The sequence below is a fragment of the Rhizobium sp. X9 genome, assembly GCF_018873185.1.
Classification (GTDB): domain Bacteria; phylum Pseudomonadota; class Alphaproteobacteria; order Rhizobiales; family Rhizobiaceae; genus Agrobacterium; species Agrobacterium oryzihabitans.
In genome coordinates, this window is record NZ_CP071311.1 from 741,982 (window position 1) to 758,887 (window position 16,906).

Consider the following 16,906-nt stretch of genomic DNA (forward strand, 5'->3'; position numbering starts at 1 on the left):
TTTTCGGAACGAGCAAGTCTTTGATTGCAAGGACTCATTTTCCACGGCGCATTCGCCCCCTGACTGGTTGGCGGGTCAAGCCCGGATTGACGAGATTTGGTATCCACAGCCCCGTTGCCCCCTGTCTATTTGTGGATTGCTCTTCGATTTCTTACATATAGGATGTTGGGGTGTTGTAGCGTCAACGGCGCGTGGAGTGCGGGCCGTAAATGCGGTAACGCCTTGATGTGCATATGGTCCTAGGTGCCGTCGCCCGGCGGCAGGGAGTTAAGAGAATGTCCGGCTTTCAAAGGCTGAATATCGTGCGGAACACAAGGTTTGGCGTCGCTTTGGCGGCGGGGGTGATCGTTGCAGTCTCATTGAGCGGCGGCCCGCTGGTGGCTGCCAGCTGCCGTACTGATGCCATGGCCGGCATCGACTGGCGCGAATGCAACAAGCGCCTGCTGATGCTGGGCGGTAGCAATCTCGATTCAGCAATGCTTTACGGCACGGATTTCACCTATACCGACCTGCGCGGTTCCTCTTTGAAGGGCGCCAATCTCGAAAAGGCGAAACTCATCCGCACGGCTCTGGGAGAAGCCAACCTTCAGGGCGCCAACCTGACCAAGGTGGAAGCCTATCGCAGCGATTTTTCAGCCGCCGATGCCACCAATGCCAAATTCATCAATGCCGAAATGCAGCGGACCAAGTTCGAGAATACCAAGCTCGACGGCACGGATTTCACCAAGGCCGAACTCGGCCGTGCCGATTTTGAAGGCGCGACGCTGAACGGCTCGAAATTCTCCCTGACCAACCTGTCGCGTGCCCGTTTCGGTGGCGCAAAGCTTGGCGGCCCGGTGGATTTCACCAGCGCCTTCCTGCTGTTGACCCGGATCGAAGGGGTTGATCTTTCCACCGCGACCGGGCTGGAGCAAAAGCAGGTGGATATCGCCTGCGGCGACGCCAAGACCAAGTTGCCGAACGGCCTGACGGTACCCGCCTCCTGGCCATGCCCGGAAGATCCGGACGACGAGTGACGGGAGGGGCCGCGCGGTTTTTACGCGGCAAATGCGTTTTCCGTAAAAGGGGATAGAAGCGTCCGCGATGCGGACGCCTCATCTTCGATCAGAAGCCCGAAAGCACGATCTTGCCCTTGGCCTTGTTGCTTTCGATCAGCGCATGCGCCTTGATCAGATTTGCGGCGTTGATGGTGCCGAAAACCTCCGTCAGCGTCGTCTTGATCTTGCCGGCATCGACCAGTGCAGCAACGTGGTTGAGCAGCTTATGCTGTTCGATCATGTCGGGTGTTTCAAAAACCGCGCGGGCGAACATCATTTCCCAATGGATCGACACGCATTTGCGCTTGAAAGCCATGACGTCGAAACCGCCGGCGGGATCGTCGATCAGTGCGAAACGGCCCTGTGGCGCGATGGCCGCCACGCTGTCGGCGGCATGGATGTCGCTATGGGTGGTAGAGAAGACGAAGCCCGGCGCACCGAGACCGAGCGCCTCTACCTGCGGAGCGATCGGCTTGCTGTGGTCGATGACGTGATGCGCGCCGAGTTCCTTCACCCACGCAATCGTCTCAGGCCGTGAAGCGGTGGCAATGACGGTCAGATCGGTCAGCGCCCGCAGGAGCTGGACGGCGATGGAGCCCACACCACCGGCGCCACCGATCACCAGAACGGCGTTCGCGGCACCCGGAACCGGCTCCTTCACCCGCAGCCGGTCGAACAGCGTTTCGTAAGCGGTGATCGCGGTCAGCGGCAGGGCGGCTGCTTCCTCGAAATTCAGCGATTTCGGCTTGGCGCCGACAATGCGCTCGTCGACCAGATGGAATTCGCTATTGGAGCCGGGGCGGTTGATGACACCGGCGTAAAACACCTCGTCGCCGGGCTTGAACAGCGAAACCTTGTCGCCGACGGCCTTCACCACACCCGCCGCGTCGAAGCCGAGCACGCGAGCCGTGCCGTTTTCCGGAGCCTGATTTCGGCGCACCTTGGTATCGACGGGGTTTACCGAAACGGCCTTCACCTCCACCAGAATATCGTGCCCCTTCGCCTCCGGCTGGGGCAGGTCGATATCGACAAGGGCTTCTTTTGCGGTGATTGGCTGGTTCGTCCTGTAACCGATGGCGCGCATGAACAGTCTCCTTTGCTTGTTTGCGTGCCTCTTACTTGATACATATGAACATCGATCGCAAGAATGCACATTTTGTGATGATACATACAAAAAGGATACTGTGATGTCGCGACCGCGCGCCAAACTGACCGGCAACTTTCCCGGCTGCCCGGTGGAATCGGCCTTAAGTTTCCTCGATGGAAAATGGAAGGGCGTGATCCTTTATCACCTCATCAATGAGGGCACGTTGCGTTTCAACGAGCTGCGCCGCCATATTCCCAGCGTCACCCAGCGCATGCTGACGAAGCAGCTGCGCGAGCTGGAAGAGGCGGGCCTGATTTCGCGCACCGTCTTTCCGGTGGTGCCGCCGCGCGTGGACTATGCGCTGACGCCGCTTGGCGAAACCATGCGGCCGGTGATTTCGGCGCTGAAAGTCTGGGGCGACGCCCATGTCGTCTGCAAGAACGGCGCGAAATACACCCAGCTTCCAGCGACTGAAGAGAAGGCAGCCTGAAAAATCACGGGTAAAACCACATCCACACTTGCGGGCCGGGGATGGTGCGACGCAACACGGATTTGCCCCGATTGATGCATAATGCTGCCATCGTGATTCGCAGCAGGGACATCAAAGCACATGAGCATGGGTTGGATGGAGGCCGGATTCCTCGGCCTTTTGCAAGGACTTACGGAATTTCTTCCGATTTCTTCAAGCGCGCATCTGCGGATCGCCGGGGAGTTTTTGCCCTCCGGCACGGATCCGGGTGCCGCCTTCACCGCGATTACCCAAATCGGCACGGAAATGGCAGTGCTGGTTTACTTCTGGTCCGACATCATGCGGATCGCCGCCGCCTGGCTGCGGCAGAACCTTCGCCTCGGCCCCTATGACAAGGCCGATGCCCGGCTTGGCTGGCTGATCATCGTCGGCTCGGTGCCGATCGTCTTTCTCGGCCTGTTCTTCAAGGACGCCATCGAGCACTCGCTGCGCAACCTCTATATCACCGCCGTAATGCTCATCGTCTTCGGCATCGTCCTCGGCATCGCCGACAGGATCGGTGAAAAGCGTTACAAGCTGAACCAGCTGATCTGGCGCGACGGTATCCTGTTCGGCTTCGCGCAGGCCATGGCGCTCATCCCCGGCGTCTCGCGCTCCGGCGGCACCATCAGCGCCGGCCTGCTTTTGGGCTATACCCGCGAGGCGGCAGCGCGTTATTCCTTCCTGCTCGCCGTTCCCGCCGTCTTCGGCTCCGGCTTCTACCAGCTCTTCAAGAGCATCGGCGAGGACAATCCCGTCGGCTGGGGTCAGACGGGGCTGGCGACCCTGATCGCCTTCATCGTTGGTTATGCGGTGATTGTCGTCTTCCTCAAGCTGGTCTCGACCAAAAGCTACATGCCCTTCGTCTGGTACCGCGTGGTCATCGGCTTCATCCTGCTGGGGCTCCTGGGAACGGGCGTCATCAGCGCCGGTGGGTGAGGGGCTTTCCAGGAACCATGCTTTTGGCAAAGTTGCATCATCCGCACGCCGTCACCCCGGACTAGATCCGGGGTCCAGCGCGATCAAGTCATTGAGCGCAAAAGACTCTTCTCACGGCGCAGACGCGCCGTGGCTGGATGCCGGATCAAGTCCGGCATGACGGAGGAGAGATTATGACGTGCCGCGAAATGTAGAAGGCCCGCTCCTCCGAGCGGGCCTTTCGTCTTTCAAAGCAATGTGCCGCTCAGGATCACCAACGCCACCGAGAAGTAGATGACGAGGCCGCTGACATCCACCAGCGTGGCGACGAAGGGGGCCGATGCGCTGGCGGGGTCAAGCCGCAGGCGCTGCAGCACGAAGGGCAGCATGGAGCCGGCGAGCGAACCGAAGGTGACGATGCCGACGAGCGCCGCAAAGACGGTGGCGCCCACCAGCAGCCAGTGCTCGCCATAGTCATAAAAGCCCGCCTGCTGCCAGACCGTCAGACGCAGGAAACCGATGGCGCCCAGAATGCAGCCAAGCGTCAGGCCCGTCGGGATTTCCCTGAGCAGCACCCGCCACCAGTCGGAAAGCTTCAACTCACCGAGCGCCAGCGCCCGGATGATGAGCGAGGTGGCCTGCGAACCCGAGTTGCCGCCCGACGACATGATGAGCGGAATGAACAGCGTCAGCACCACGGCTTTTTCCAGCTCGCCCTCGAAATGCTGCATGGCGCTGGCCGTCAGCATTTCACCGAGGAAGAGTGCTGCGAGCCAGCCGGCGCGCTTGCGGATCATGTCCGGAAAGCCGATCGTCATATAGGGCTTGCCCAGCGCTTCCATACCGCCGAACTTGTGGGCGTCTTCCGTGGTGTCTGCGATCATGGTGTCGATCACGTCGTCAACGGTGACGATGCCGAGAATATGCGAGTGGTCATCGACGACTGGCAGCGCCAGAAGGTCGTGCTTGCGGATCAGCCGGGCGACATCCTCCTGCGACATCAGGGGGCTCGCACAGACGATGCCTTCCTTCGATGCGACGGAGAGGATGGAAGCGCCGGGTTCACCGGTCACAAGGCGACGCAGCGTCACGACGGTGGAGAGCGTTCCGTCCTCAGCCAGCACATAGATGGCATAGACCGTTTCACGCGACCGCTCGACGACGCGGATGTGCGAAAGGGTCTGTTCCACCGTCCAGTCATCAGGCACGCTGACGAATTCCGTGGTCATGATCGAGCCGGCCGTGCGCGGCGGATAACCCATCAGGTGCTTGATGGAGAGAGCCGTCGTCCGGTCCAGCCGGGAAAACAGCTTTGCGCGCGGCTCTTCTTCCATTTCCGCCATGACGTCGGCCACCCGGTCGTCAGACATCAGATTGACGAAGCGGGCTGCCTGTTCGACAGGAATATGGGCGATGATGGCTGCTGCGCCATGCAGTTCGGGCCGGTCGAGAATGGCGACGGCCTTTGCCTGCGGCATGGCGAGGAGGGCGGTTGCAGCTTCGCTGACATCGAGCGTGTTGAGGTGCTCGACGCGTTCGGCGATGGTGGTGGAAGAACCGGTGGTTCCGCTACGAAGAAGACGTGCGGCCTTGCTGGCCCTCTGGGAGAGGTTGTGGAAGTTCATGATTGCTCACCTTTCCGTCGATTCGCCGATAACGGCGAACGCGGTGGTGAGCCGACAGCGGTCGGATCAGTTCACGTTCGCCGGTCTCGGCAAAGGCAATCGACTACTACTGTCGCTAGACATCCAATGATGCTCCGTTGAAATCCGCGCCGTGCTGGTTGGCATGCGCGTAAGGCCGTGTTGCGCCTGAAACCGAAAAGAGTCAAGCACCCGATTATGAAATTTCCGCAAGGTTCTGCACCGCGGCGAGGGGCGGCGATGCAGGCTGTAAAAAAGGCGACTTCAAGCCGCCTTTTCGCGTCGTTCGACGGTGACGGAAACGAGGAAAACGCCAAGCCCGAGAAGGGACAAAACCGCGCCGACATAACCTGTCGAGGCATAACCATAGCCCATGGCGATAACGAGGCCGCCGAGCCAGGCGCCGAGCGCATTGGCGATGTTGAAGGCGGAATGGTTGGAGGCGGCAGCAAGCGTCTGCGCATCCGCCGCCACATCCATCAGGCGCGTCTGCACGGCCGGACAGGCGGCGAAACCGCAGCCGATCAGGAAGACGCAGAGACACAGCATGAAAGGATCATGCGCCGTCATGCCGAACACCGCCATGACCACCACGTTGAAGGCCAGCATGCCGCCAATCGTGCCGTTGAGCGAGATATCCGCAAGCCGCGAGCCGACCACATTGCCGACGTTCATGCCGATGCCGAACAGCGCCAGCACCATGGAAACGGTGGAAACCGGCATCATCGCCACATCCGTGGTCGTCTTGGCGATATAGCTGAAGACCGAGAACATGCCGCCGAAGCCGACCGAGGCGATGGCGAGCGTCAGCCACACCTGTACGCGGCGGAAAGCGCCGAGTTCGCGCCAGACGCTGGCACCTTCCTCCACCTTGTCACGCGGCTGGAACAGCCACAGCAGGGCAACAGTCAGCAGTGCTATGCCGCCCACCAGCATGAAGGCCGCGCGCCAGGACAGCAGCTGGCCGAAGAAGGTGGCAAGCGGCGTGCCGAGCAGAGTGGCGATGGTGAGGCCGAGCATGACGCGGCCAACAGCGCGGGCGCGCTTGTGGATCGGCGCCATGGAGGCCGCCACCAGCGCCGCAACGCCGAAATAGGCGCCGTGCGGCAGGCCGGTGATGAAGCGCAGAACGGTGAAGCTCAGGAAGTCAGGTGCGAGGGCGCTCAGGATATTGCCAGCCGCAAAAAGCCCCATGAGGCCGAGAAGCAATGTGCGGCGCGTCATGCGCGCGGCAAGGACCGCGATGATGGGTGCGCCGATGACGACACCCAGCGCATAGGCCGTGATGACGTAACCCGCCTGCGGCACCGTCACGCCATAGGTCGTTGCGACATCCGGCAAGAGGCCCATGATGGCGAATTCGCCGGTGCCGATACCGAAGCCGCCGGCGGCAAGCGCCAGCTCGATGAGAGCGATGGCAAACGGTGACAGGGTCACAGCCGGTATAGCCGTGTAAACGGTTTCATTTTCCGCTCCGGAGCGGACTTCGGAAATATTCGACTGGCTCATTGTGACCTGAGAAGGGGAGGGCCCCACAGAAAAAAGGGCAAGACCGTATGGGAGCGGTCTGCCCTGACTGGAGATGCGCGGTCATGAAAATGACCTTAAGTCATCCCTAACATGAAATGATGCGTTGCGGTAGAGCGATTCTCGGCAAAAGAGCATCTTCACGCGATGGTGTTTGGAACCCTATATAACCCCAGGCATTTACGCGCGGCTGCCTCACGGGATCAGGTTGGAACATGAAGCTCATAGCAATTTTCAATCGTGACGGCGGCACCTTTCGCACCACGGATATGGATGCCTATTGCGAACACGCCCGCGAGGTCTTTTCCCGCGCCGGCCACACGATCGATTGCCGGCTGGTTTCCGGAAAGGATATCGTTGAGGAAATGGAGCGTGCCGCCGATGAGCCGGGCATTGAAGGCATCATTGCCGGCGGCGGTGACGGCACGATTTCGGCGGCTGCCGGTATCGCCTGGAAACACGGCATCGCGCTCGGCATCGTGCCCGCCGGCACCATGAACCTGTTTGCCCGCTCGCTGAAGCTGCCGCTCGATATTCGCCAGTCTCTGGAAACGCTGGCAAATGGAGAGGTTGCCAATGTCGATATTGCCAGCGCCAATGGCAGGCTTTTCGTCCACCAGTTTTCGGCGGGCCTGCATTCGCGCATGGTGCGCTATCGCAACAACCTCGCCTTCGCGTCCCGTCTCGGCAAGATCAAGGCGAGCATCCGCGCCGCCATCAGCGTCATTCTCAATCCGCCTGTGTTCGAGGTGGACTACACGGTCAACGGCACGGTGCAGCACCGCAAGGTCTCGGCCATTTCGGTCTCCAACAATGAGTTCGGGCAGAATTCGCTGCTGGTGGCGGATAGTGTGTCGGGCGGCCATCTCGGTTTTTACCTCACCGATCCGCTGCCGCCTTCGGGTGTCGCAAGGCTCGTTTTCGACATTCTGCGCGGCAGGCTGAAGGAAAACGCCGCCGTAACGGCCATGACCGTGACGGATGTGGAGCTGCATTTTCCAAAGAAACGCCACGACGTGCGTTGCGTCATCGACGGCGAATTGCTGCCGATGGAACGCGACGTGGTGCTCACGGTCCATGCCGGCGAATTGAAGGTGCTGGTGGGGCGGGCCTTTTTCGCATGATGTGTGGCTGAGATGCGAGACAACCGCGAAGGATCGGCTGGTCGCCGCTTGTTTCTTCTCCCCGAGGGGGAGAAGTCCGCGGCAGCGGGATGAGGGGGCGAGGGGCGATATATTCGGAGAGCTAGCCCCCTCATCCGACCCTTCGGACCACCTTCTCCCCGGCGGGGAGAAGAAACCTGGCCACCTCCGCTCGTCCTCCGCTCGTCCAGGCCGCCCCCTAAAAAACGCCAGTCTTGCCAAATCGAAGCCGCCCGGCCATGTTCGGCGGGCGCGGCAGCGTGAGCGCCGTCGCCTTTATGGGAGTGCGATCTGTCATGAATGAAGTCTCCAAGCCGATGTCCAATCTCGCCGCCATCGATGCCGCCCATCACCTCCATCCCTTTTCCGACATGGGCAAGCTGAATGCCGCCGGCACCCGCATCATCGAGCGCGCGGAAGGGGTGTTCATCTATGACAGCACCGGCAAGAAATATCTCGACGCCTTTGCGGGCCTGTGGTGCGTGAATATCGGTTATGGACGCCGCGAGATCGCCGATGTCGTGCAGCGCCAGATGAACGAACTGCCCTATTACAACGCCTTTTTCGGCACCACGACACCACCAGCCACGCTTCTCGCGCAGAAGATCGCCTCGCGCGCCGGGCCGAAGATGAACCATGTGTTCTTCACCAATTCCGGTTCGGAGGCCACCGACACCTGGTTCCGCATGGCGCGGGTCTACTGGAAGGCGCTCGGCCATCCGACCAAGACCAAGGTGATTGCCCGCCGCAACGGTTATCACGGCTCCACGGTCGCCGGCGCTTCGCTCGGCGGCATGAAGTGGATGCATGAGCAGGGCAACCTGCCGATCGAGGGCGTGGCTCACATCGGTCAGCCCTATTGGTATGCCGAGGGCGGCGATCTCTCACCCGCGGAATTCGGCCTGAAAGTCGCCCGCGAACTGGAAGCGAAGATCGACGAACTGGGCGAAGAGAATGTCGCCGCTTTCGTGGCGGAACCCATTCAGGGCGCCGGTGGGGTCATCGTGCCGCCGGAAACCTACTGGCCGGAAATCGCCCGCATCTGCAAGGCGCGCAACATTCTGCTGGTGTCGGATGAGGTGATCTGCGGTTTCGGCCGTCTCGGCTCCTGGTTTGGTTACCAGCATTTCGGTGTGGAGCCGGACCTCGCGCCCGTCGCCAAGGGCCTGTCTTCCGGTTATCTGCCGATTGGCGGGGTCATCGTTTCCGACCGTGTGGCGGAGGTGATGTTGTCCGAGGTTGGCGATTTCAACCACGGCTTCACCTATTCCGGCCATCCCGTCTGCGCCGCTGCTGCCCTTGAAAACCTTCGCATCATCGAGGATGAGGGGCTGGTGGAGCGGGTGCGTGACGATATCGGCCCTTATTTTTCTGAGGGCTGGAAAAGCCTCACCGACCACGAACTGGTGGGTGAGGCGGTGAATGTCGGCCTCATGGGCGGCCTGCAGCTGACGGCCGACAAGGCGACCCGCAGGCGTTTTGACAAGCCGGATGATATCGGCACTGAAGTGCGCAACCATTGCCTGGCAAACGGCCTCGTGATGCGCGCCACCGGCGACCGCATGCTGGCTTCGCCGGCGCTGACGATCAGCCGTTCTGAGGTGGACCAGATCATCGAGACGCTGCGCCACGGGCTAGATCACCTGCGCGATACGCGAGAGCATATCCGATAAAAGCGTATAGCGATTTACGTTCGGAAAAATGCGACAAAAAACTCTTAAGGGAGGAATTAACATGGCAGGACAGGAACATCACTATGCCGTTCAGGTGAAGTGGACCGGCAATCGCGGCAAGGGCACCTCGGGCTACCGTGACTACGAACGCGACTACACGATTTCCACTTCGGGAAAAGCCGATATCGCCGGCTCCTCCGACCCAGCCTTCCGCGGCGATCCTTCCCGCTGGAACCCGGAAGACCTGCTGGTCGCCTCGCTCTCGGCCTGCCACAAGCTCTGGTATCTGCATTTCTGCTCCGTCAACGGCATCATCGTTGAAGACTATATCGACAATGCCGAAGGCACGCTGGTGATGGAAAAGGACGGCGCGGGGCAATTCAGCGAAGTGGTGCTGAAGCCCGTTATCACCATCTCCAAAGGCGACCTCGCCAGAGCGGACGAATTGCATCACGACGCACACGATAAATGCTTCATCGCACGGTCGGTGAATTTTCCGGTGCGTGTGGAGGGGATAGTGAAGGTAGTTTGAAATTCAGGCCAGTTGCAGACCGAGATGATCGGCCATAGGCTGAAAGTCTCGGTCGTTGTGCAGCAGTTCGTATCCGTTTTCGATGCAGTAAGTGCCGATGATGAGGTCGTTGTTTTTACGGATCGTATAACCGCGCGCCCGTAGGAAGCGGTAATTCGCGGCAGCCTTGATAGCGAGTTGGGGAGACATCATCGCGACGCAGGGAAATTCGCTTAACATTTGCTCCAGACGGCGAGCATATTGGCCGTCGCGTGCACCCTGAAGAACCTCCAGGAGAACAATGTCTCCGACAAGGATGTTACTCTGCGTTATGGCGGTGCGAAGCTTTAAAGCGAGGGCGGGTGAATCTTTTCGAATGAGCGAAATCCATGCAGACGTATCTGCGACGATCATTTGGAATCCTCTATGTCCCAATCCGTTTCCGCATCCCAGTCCGTCCGCATCTCATCCAGATTGCCTTCCCAGCCCATGCCCTCTAATGCATCAAGCGCACGCATTTGACGGTGAATGCGCACGAGATCCCGCAATGCCTTTTCTACCGTCGCTTTTTTGGTGGAGAGACCGGTTATTTCCATCGCCTCGGCGATCAAGGCGTCATCAATTTCAATGTTGGTGCGCATTGGGAAACCCTTGGTGTATCGATTTTCGAAACAATACACCAAGGACGTTTTTAGCGATATCTATTTTTACTGGAACGCCGTCTCGTAAAAGCTTCTGAGCTTGCGAGAGTGCAGCGTTTCCGTCGGCATGGCGGCCAGTTTCTGCACGGCGCGGATGCCGATCTGCAAGTGCTGGGCGACCTGCGTGCGGTAGAACTCCGTTGCCATGCCCGGCAGCTTCAGTTCGCCATGCAGCGGCTTGTCGGAGACGCAGAGAAGGGTGCCATAGGGCACGCGGAAGCGGAAGCCGTTGGCGGCGATGGTGGCCGATTCCATATCGAGCGCTATGGCGCGCGATTGCGACAGGCGCTTGACGGGGCCGGCCTGATCGCGAAGTTCCCAGTTGCGGTTGTCGATGGTGGCGACGGTGCCGGTGCGCATGATGCGCTTCAACTCGAAGCCTTCGTAACCGGTGACTTCCGCGACAGCGCCTTCCAGCGCCAGCTGCACTTCGGCGAGCGCCGGGATCGGCACCCAGACCGGCAGGTCGTCGTCGAGAACGTGGTCCTCACGCACATAGGCATGCGCCAGAACATAATCGCCCAGTCGCTGACTGTTGCGCAGGCCGGCGCAGTGGCCGACCATCAGCCAGGCATGCGGGCGCAGCACGGCGATATGGTCGGTGATCGTCTTGGCGTTGGAAGGGCCGACGCCAATATTGACGAGCGTAATGCCGGCATGGCCCTTTTTCTTCAGGTGATAGGCGGGCATCTGCGGCAGGCGGGCCAGCACGGCGTCCGTTTCCGGCTTGTCGGAGCCGGCCGGGGTGACGATGTTGCCCGGTTCCACGAAGGCGGTGTAACCCTCGCCGCCATTCTTCATCAACTGACGCGCCCATGCGGCGAATTCATCGATATAGAACTGGTAGTTGGTGAACAGCACGAAGTTCTGGAAATGGCTGGCGCTGGTTGCCGTATAGTGGCTGAGACGGGCTAGCGAATAATCGATGCGCTGCGCGGTAAAGGGCGCAAGCGGTGCCGGTTCGCCGGGTACCTGATCATATTCGCCATTGGCGATGAGATCGTCGGTATTGTTGAGATCGGGCGTATCGAACAGATCGCGCAGCGGCACGTCAGACAGCGAGGAGGCCGCCGCCGCCTCGACATAGGCGCCTTCGCCGAAAGCGAAATGCAGCGGAATGGGCGTGGCCGATTCCGACACCGTGACCGGAACGCCGTGGTTCTTCATCAGAAGCCCCAGCTGTTCCTTGAGATAATGGCGGAAAAGCTCCGGCCGTGTGATCGTCGTTGTATAGACGCCGGGGGCGGTGACATGGCCGTAGGAGAGACGCGAATCGACATGGCCGAAGGTGGCGGTCTCAAGGCTGACCTGCGGATAGCAGGCGCGGTAGCGGCCGGCAATCGGCGCGCCCTTGGCCAGTTCGGTGAAGGAATTGATCAGGAACGCCGTATTGCGTTCGTAAAGCGCGTTCAAAGCCGCCACGGCTTCTTTCGGGTCCGTGAATGTCTGCGGCGCGAAAGGCTCAGGAGTGACGAAGGTGAGGGGCGGAATCGTTGGTTTTGCTATTGTCATGGCCCATTATAAGAGGGCAATTTCGACAGGCAAGCGACAGAAATACGAAGAAACTGAAAAGAAACGGAAAATACGGCCGGGGTGAGGGTAGGGTGACGGAATTTCAGCCGAGCGCGCCGCGTTGCAGGCTCATCAGAAGCACGAAACCGGCGCCCTTGGATGCCGGGCGGGGATCGGCCTTGTAAACCGCAAGTCCCGCCACCGGGCCGAGAAAGATCGAGGCCATCAGCACCAGTCTCAGTGCGGAAAACAGGCCATTGGAAAAGCTGCCGGTCATGGACCTGTCCTTCTTAGAGCACAACGGGGCAATTGGCGATGGGTGCCGGGCTATGCTGGCAGGCGATGGCCGCACCGGCATTCACCCGCTGAAAGCTGCGGTTGGGATTGACGACGAGCGAAGCGAAGGACATGGCGAAGATCGCCATGAGAAACGCGAAGATTGCCAGCCGGCTGATCAGCTTTGCCATGTCCATTCCCCTTTATTGGAGTTGATGGACAGAGTTTTGCCATAGTCGGACTGAACGGACCCTGAGACCCCGGTTCATATGGCATTCAGGGAGGTTAACGGGGTACGCTGCGGGACAATTGAAGCTTTCGATGGCTTCGGAGCGTGCACATCCGCCTATCGAATCATGCCGGAGAGGCGCTGGAACGCTCGACAAATTCGGTGACAAGGCTGTCGAGTGCGGCGGGGTTTTCAACATCGACAAGCGGCATGCCAAGTTGCCGCGCCGATGCCATCATCTCGGCATTTTCGCGCAGCGAGCGTTCGATGAAGGCATCCATGATCCGGCGCTGGCCGCTCGCCGCATCGTTGTATCGTGCCTGCGAGCGCATTCTCTCCAGAAGAAAGTCGTTCTCGGCATGGAGAAAGACACCGGCGGTCGCCTCGCCAAGAAGGGGCGCAACGAATTCCGGCCGCAGGGCCGCGCCCTCGAAAACGGCTTGATGGCCGGTGCGCGCTTTGCTGTCGATCAGCCCGCGGATCAGCGGCCAGATATTCTGGTGGTGGACCTTCAGAAACCAATGGATCGTTTCTGCCGATAGCTGTGTGTAATATTCCTCGACAGGCGCCGGTATGCCGGGCCAGGGCCGTCCCGGGTGGCGCGCGAGACTATCGGTCGATATTGCCTCGCACCCAAGCTTTGCGCCCAACAGACCGGCAAGGGTGCTTTTGCCGACATGTGAGGTGCCCGAGATCAGGATCGTGGAAAGGGTGGGTCGCATGCGTCGATCTTAATCGTGTTCGGCGGGACCGCAACGATACATCAACGGATAGGTCCGTTCCCCGCCACATCCGCCTGCGACGGCAGGCGAGCTTTCAAAGGCTCACCCGCCGTGCCTGATTTTACAGCCGCGTCCAGGTCTGCGACTTGCACAGTATCTTCAGAACGCAACCCTTCATGCTCAGCGAATTGCCGGAAACGGTGCCGGAGCCGCTATAGGTCTTGTCATTGGCGGGGTCGGTAATGTCACCGGCATAGCTGTTTCCCTTGCCGGAAAGCTTGCCGATCTGTTTTCCGGCATGTTTGCCGGTCTTCAGCGTCACGCAAAAAGCCGCGCCGCAGGGACCGATTGCGGCTGTCTCGCCGCTTGCCGTCTTCCAGTTGCCTTCAATGGGCTCGGCCGCAAAGGCAAGGTTGCCACCCATCATCAGGGCGGCGGCAATCATCATTACACGCTTCATAAAAACTCCTCCCGAAATTCGCGCCGCTTCCCTGAACCGTGTCAGGGACCAATGCGCAGATCCAAACCCTTTGGCATGCCATGCGCCATCCATGATGCACGGCCGCCCGGCGGCGCAACGATTGCTCGCTACGCCTGCTTTGTCCTTTGCCTGTTTCATCCTCATGACAGGCAGGCGGATGTTATTTTACGTTCACGTAAAAGGAAACAGAAATTTGCGGTCTTTATGGGGCCTCAGCACCCGCTGAAGGAGCGGAAAAGCGGGAAATCCAAAAATCGTTGTTTTGATCGTGGTGAATGAAGGGTTGAAATCCAATTCTGAAGTTTTCGTAAAATTCGCCGCAAAGTCCTTAATTTCCGCACCTTGCGATATTTAACAAAAACCCAATTTTACCAATCGTTTGCAGTTTGTTTGCGTCACATTAATCATGCCTTTTAAGTGCCCGTTGAAGGCCTCATGGCATATTGGGCTCATCAAAAGCGCAGGGAAAACCTGCCGGCCGGAAGGACAAAAAAGCCGCATAAGACGGCAGGTTCGAACGGTAGCCTCGGCAAGAAGGCACTTGATGAAACAGGCGAGAAGACAGGGATAAAAACGATGGCACGCTTTGAAATTCGCGATATCGAAATGGCAGTTGCCGGTGGCGAAACCCGCGCCGACACCCTTTGCAATCTCGGCCTGGTCTATGCGACCGGGCGGGGATGCAAGGTGGACCTGGTTGCGGCCCACAAATGGCTCAACATCGCCGCGATCCGCGGATCGGAAAGAGCCGCTTCGCTGCGCGCCGATCTTGCCCGCAACATGACCAAGGCGGAACTGGCCGAAGCGCTGCGTGCCGCCCGCGACTGGATGACGATGCACTGACGCACCCGCATCCGCGATAGAATTTCCGGTCAGGTTCCCTCCAGTCCCGATGACCGGTGCAAACGAAAGTAAACCCGAAGGGGAATGCGGCGAGGGCTTTGAAAAGGGCTTTTGCGCTGACACATCAAACCGCGACCGGCAGGAACAAGGCCGGCGCGGTTTTCTTATGTTTGGCAATGTCGTTTTCTGGAAAATGATTCGCGGGCAGGGGCTTGCGGGCGGATTTTGAATCGCATTCGCATCACGCTGTGGTGGGGATGAAACCGCTCCGGCAGACATGGCAGATGCGGTTTTCGATTTGCTTCCTTCTTCCGTCATGCCGGACTTGATCCGGCATCCAGCCACGCCGCGTCTGCGGCGTGAAAGAGTCTTTCGCGATCAAGGACTTGATCGCGCTGGATTCCGGCTCAGGGCCGGAATGACGGAAAGGAAAGCATTAAATATCACCCAATCGCCTTGATAACCTTCGGCAGCGCCGTTTCAAAAAGATCAAGCTTGTCTTCCGGTCCCACACTCACGCGAATGCAGCGGTTGAGCGGAGCGATGCCCGGCATGCGGATGAACACGCCATGTTCCATCAAGCCGTCAACGATGGCGCGGGCGTAAGTGCCGTCGCGGTGACAATCGATGGTGACGAAATTGGTGGCGGAGGGGAGTGGCGAAAACTCGTTATCGCGGGCAATCGCCGAGATGCGATCGCGGGCCTCTGAGATTTTCCCGACGACCTCATGCAGATAGGCCTGGTCCTTCAGCGCCGCCAATGCGCCGGCGACGGAAATGCGCGCCATGCCGAAATGATTGCGAATCTTGTCGAAGGCTTCGACATTGCCAAGCGTGCCGATGGCATAACCCACGCGGGCGCCAGCCAGCCCATAGGCCTTCGAGAAAGTGCGCATGCGCAGGATGTTCGGCTGGCCGATCAGCGCGTCAATGGCCGGAACGGCGCTGGCAGGTGCGGTCTCGCAATAGGCCTCGTCCAGAATGAGCAGGCAGGTTTCCGGCAGCGCGCGGGCAAAGGCCACGACCTCGCTTGCCTCCCACCAGCTTCCCATCGGATTGTCGGGATTGGCGAAATAGACGAGCGGTGCATTTTCCCGGATAACGAGATCGAGAAGCCCGTCGAGATCCTCGTGATCGTCGACATAGGGCGTGGTCACGAGTTTTCCGCCGAAGCCGTTCACATGGTAATTGAAGGTGGGATAACCGCCGAGCGACGTGACCACCGGCGTTCCCGGCTCGACGATCAGCCTTGCGATCTCACCCAGCAACCCATCGACCCCGCCGCCAATGGCAATGTTGCCGCGCGCAACGCCGTGGTGGATGGCCAGCGCCTCCTTCAACTCGAAATTTTCCGGATCGCTATACATCCAGGTGTCGGCGGCCGCATCCCGCATGGCCAGAAGCACGGAAGGGGCGGGGCCAAAGCCGCTTTCGTTGGCGCCTATCCGCGCTTCCACCTTCAGGCCGCGGTTTCGCTCGATGGCCTCGGGGCCAACGAAAGGAACGGTTGAAGGGAGCGAGACGGCAAGCGGCGTAAGGCGTGAAAAAGCGGACATTGGCTGAGAGTTCCGGTACCTGTTTTAAAACCCGGCACACAATAGGTGCAAAAAAACCGGACGCAAGCTGCGCCCGGTTATCGGATGACTGTTTTGGAACAGTTTTTGCCACTCCCCGACAGAAAAACCTGCCGGCGAATCGGTCGGCACGCCGTGTCGGGTTCAGGCGCTGGTCTCGAAACTCAACCTGCGCACATGGTGCAGGAATTCGGCATCGATCAGCATGTTGAAGCCGATGGTCACCTTTTCCTCCTCCCGACGGATCAGCGTGCAGCCGATTTCGTCGCGAATACCGAGGATTTCCAGATAGAAATTGGCAGGCATCTCCAGATGCGGGCTGACTTCGAGTTCCGCGCCGTAAAGGGAAATGGTGCGCACGAGGCAGCGCATCGTGTCCTTGGCGCTGAGATGATGCCCGATGAAGGTGATCTTGCCGGGCCGGTCGATCTGAAATTTCTCGTACTGCTCGTCCTGGGGGACGCTTTGACGGGGATCCATATGTAAAGCCATGACAACCTCCCGGATTGCCTCTTCCTGGTG

20 protein-coding genes are annotated in these 16,906 nt (G+C 59.7%); 8 read left to right on the forward strand and 12 right to left on the reverse strand.

The window, feature by feature from the left end:
- The first annotated feature begins 275 nt into the window (after positions 1 to 275).
- On the forward strand, positions 276 to 1,016 hold the full coding sequence (locus JZY08_RS03600; protein WP_216331026.1) for a pentapeptide repeat-containing protein: 741 nt from the start codon (positions 276 to 278) through the stop codon (positions 1,014 to 1,016).
- Positions 1,017 to 1,104: 88 nt separating this feature from the next.
- On the opposite strand, the gene JZY08_RS03605 is transcribed toward JZY08_RS03600, so the two are convergent.
- The gene (locus tag JZY08_RS03605; protein ID WP_216331027.1) at positions 1,105 to 2,121 is read right to left on the reverse strand and encodes a zinc-binding alcohol dehydrogenase family protein; all 1,017 of its coding nucleotides are present in this window, start codon (positions 2,119 to 2,121) and stop codon (positions 1,105 to 1,107) included.
- A gap of 103 nt (positions 2,122 to 2,224) precedes the next feature.
- Here JZY08_RS03605 and JZY08_RS03610 point away from each other — a divergent pair, with 103 nt between their 5' ends.
- Positions 2,225 to 2,614, forward strand: coding sequence for a helix-turn-helix domain-containing protein (locus tag JZY08_RS03610; protein WP_082184000.1), 390 nt, complete (start codon positions 2,225 to 2,227; stop codon positions 2,612 to 2,614).
- Positions 2,615 to 2,734: 120 nt separating this feature from the next.
- Positions 2,735 to 3,571 carry an undecaprenyl-diphosphate phosphatase gene (locus JZY08_RS03615; RefSeq protein WP_035242722.1) on the forward strand — a complete coding sequence of 279 codons (837 nt, stop codon included), beginning with the start codon at positions 2,735 to 2,737 and terminating at the stop codon, positions 3,569 to 3,571.
- Positions 3,572 to 3,798: 227 nt separating this feature from the next.
- Here JZY08_RS03615 and mgtE read toward each other — a convergent pair whose 3' ends face one another.
- Positions 3,799 to 5,175, reverse strand: a complete 1,377-nt coding sequence (mgtE, locus tag JZY08_RS03620) for a magnesium transporter (protein ID WP_216331028.1) — start codon at positions 5,173 to 5,175, stop codon at positions 3,799 to 3,801.
- A gap of 282 nt (positions 5,176 to 5,457) precedes the next feature.
- A complete protein-coding gene (locus JZY08_RS03625; protein WP_216331029.1) occupies positions 5,458 to 6,702 on the reverse strand; it encodes an MFS transporter in 1,245 nt (414 codons plus the stop codon).
- 233 nt (positions 6,703 to 6,935) lie between these two features.
- Between JZY08_RS03625 and JZY08_RS03630 the strand changes: the two genes are divergently transcribed.
- From JZY08_RS03630 to JZY08_RS03640, 3 genes are all read left to right on the forward strand, one after another.
- Positions 6,936 to 7,844 (forward strand): diacylglycerol kinase family protein, encoded by a 909-nt coding sequence (locus JZY08_RS03630; RefSeq protein ID WP_216331030.1) that lies wholly within the window; start codon positions 6,936 to 6,938, stop codon positions 7,842 to 7,844.
- Positions 7,845 to 8,158: 314 nt separating this feature from the next.
- Positions 8,159 to 9,535 carry an aspartate aminotransferase family protein gene (locus JZY08_RS03635; protein ID WP_035242839.1) on the forward strand — a complete coding sequence of 459 codons (1,377 nt, stop codon included), beginning with the start codon at positions 8,159 to 8,161 and terminating at the stop codon, positions 9,533 to 9,535.
- Positions 9,536 to 9,596: 61 nt separating this feature from the next.
- Positions 9,597 to 10,067 carry an OsmC family protein gene (locus JZY08_RS03640; RefSeq protein ID WP_216331031.1) on the forward strand — a complete coding sequence of 157 codons (471 nt, stop codon included), beginning with the start codon at positions 9,597 to 9,599 and terminating at the stop codon, positions 10,065 to 10,067.
- Positions 10,068 to 10,070: 3 nt separating this feature from the next.
- Here JZY08_RS03640 and JZY08_RS03645 read toward each other — a convergent pair whose 3' ends face one another.
- The 7 genes from JZY08_RS03645 to JZY08_RS03675 all read right to left on the reverse strand — a co-directional run bounded on the left by JZY08_RS03645 (position 10,071) and on the right by JZY08_RS03675 (position 13,946).
- On the reverse strand, positions 10,071 to 10,460 hold the full coding sequence (locus tag JZY08_RS03645; RefSeq protein WP_216331032.1) for a PIN domain nuclease: 390 nt from the start codon (positions 10,458 to 10,460) through the stop codon (positions 10,071 to 10,073).
- Positions 10,457 to 10,687, reverse strand: a complete 231-nt coding sequence (locus tag JZY08_RS03650) for a type II toxin-antitoxin system VapB family antitoxin (RefSeq protein WP_216331033.1) — start codon at positions 10,685 to 10,687, stop codon at positions 10,457 to 10,459. Before JZY08_RS03650 ends, JZY08_RS03645 begins: the two co-directional genes overlap by 4 nt.
- A gap of 66 nt (positions 10,688 to 10,753) precedes the next feature.
- Positions 10,754 to 12,259 carry an AMP nucleosidase gene (gene amn / locus JZY08_RS03655; protein WP_035218143.1) on the reverse strand — a complete coding sequence of 502 codons (1,506 nt, stop codon included), beginning with the start codon at positions 12,257 to 12,259 and terminating at the stop codon, positions 10,754 to 10,756.
- Between the two features lie 103 nt (positions 12,260 to 12,362).
- Positions 12,363 to 12,536: a hypothetical protein gene (locus JZY08_RS03660; protein ID WP_216331034.1), complete on the reverse strand. Its 174-nt coding sequence runs from the start codon at positions 12,534 to 12,536 to the stop codon at positions 12,363 to 12,365.
- Positions 12,537 to 12,549: 13 nt separating this feature from the next.
- Positions 12,550 to 12,732, reverse strand: coding sequence for a hypothetical protein (locus JZY08_RS03665; protein ID WP_216331035.1), 183 nt, complete (start codon positions 12,730 to 12,732; stop codon positions 12,550 to 12,552).
- Between the two features lie 157 nt (positions 12,733 to 12,889).
- Positions 12,890 to 13,486, reverse strand: a complete 597-nt coding sequence (locus tag JZY08_RS03670) for a hypothetical protein (protein ID WP_216331036.1) — start codon at positions 13,484 to 13,486, stop codon at positions 12,890 to 12,892.
- Between the two features lie 121 nt (positions 13,487 to 13,607).
- Positions 13,608 to 13,946, reverse strand: a complete 339-nt coding sequence (locus tag JZY08_RS03675; RefSeq protein WP_035218140.1) for a DUF2147 domain-containing protein — start codon at positions 13,944 to 13,946, stop codon at positions 13,608 to 13,610.
- A gap of 597 nt (positions 13,947 to 14,543) precedes the next feature.
- Between JZY08_RS03675 and JZY08_RS03680 the strand changes: the two genes are divergently transcribed.
- Both JZY08_RS03680 and JZY08_RS03685 read left to right on the forward strand, forming a co-directional pair.
- Complete coding sequence (locus JZY08_RS03680; RefSeq protein ID WP_003496982.1) at positions 14,544 to 14,810, forward strand: sel1 repeat family protein; 267 nt, start codon at positions 14,544 to 14,546, stop codon at positions 14,808 to 14,810.
- 49 nt (positions 14,811 to 14,859) lie between these two features.
- Positions 14,860 to 15,039 (forward strand): hypothetical protein, encoded by a 180-nt coding sequence (locus JZY08_RS03685; protein WP_082184010.1) that lies wholly within the window; start codon positions 14,860 to 14,862, stop codon positions 15,037 to 15,039.
- A 214-nt stretch (positions 15,040 to 15,253) separates the two neighbouring features.
- Here the strand turns inward: JZY08_RS03685 and JZY08_RS03690 are convergent, their stop codons facing one another.
- Both JZY08_RS03690 and JZY08_RS03695 read right to left on the reverse strand, forming a co-directional pair.
- Entirely contained in the window at positions 15,254 to 16,366 is a 1,113-nt protein-coding gene (locus tag JZY08_RS03690) for a pyridoxal phosphate-dependent aminotransferase (protein WP_216331037.1), read from the reverse strand.
- 162 nt (positions 16,367 to 16,528) lie between these two features.
- Entirely contained in the window at positions 16,529 to 16,876 is a 348-nt protein-coding gene (locus JZY08_RS03695; RefSeq protein WP_035242718.1) for a hypothetical protein, read from the reverse strand.
- Positions 16,877 to 16,906: the final 30 nt, after the last annotated feature.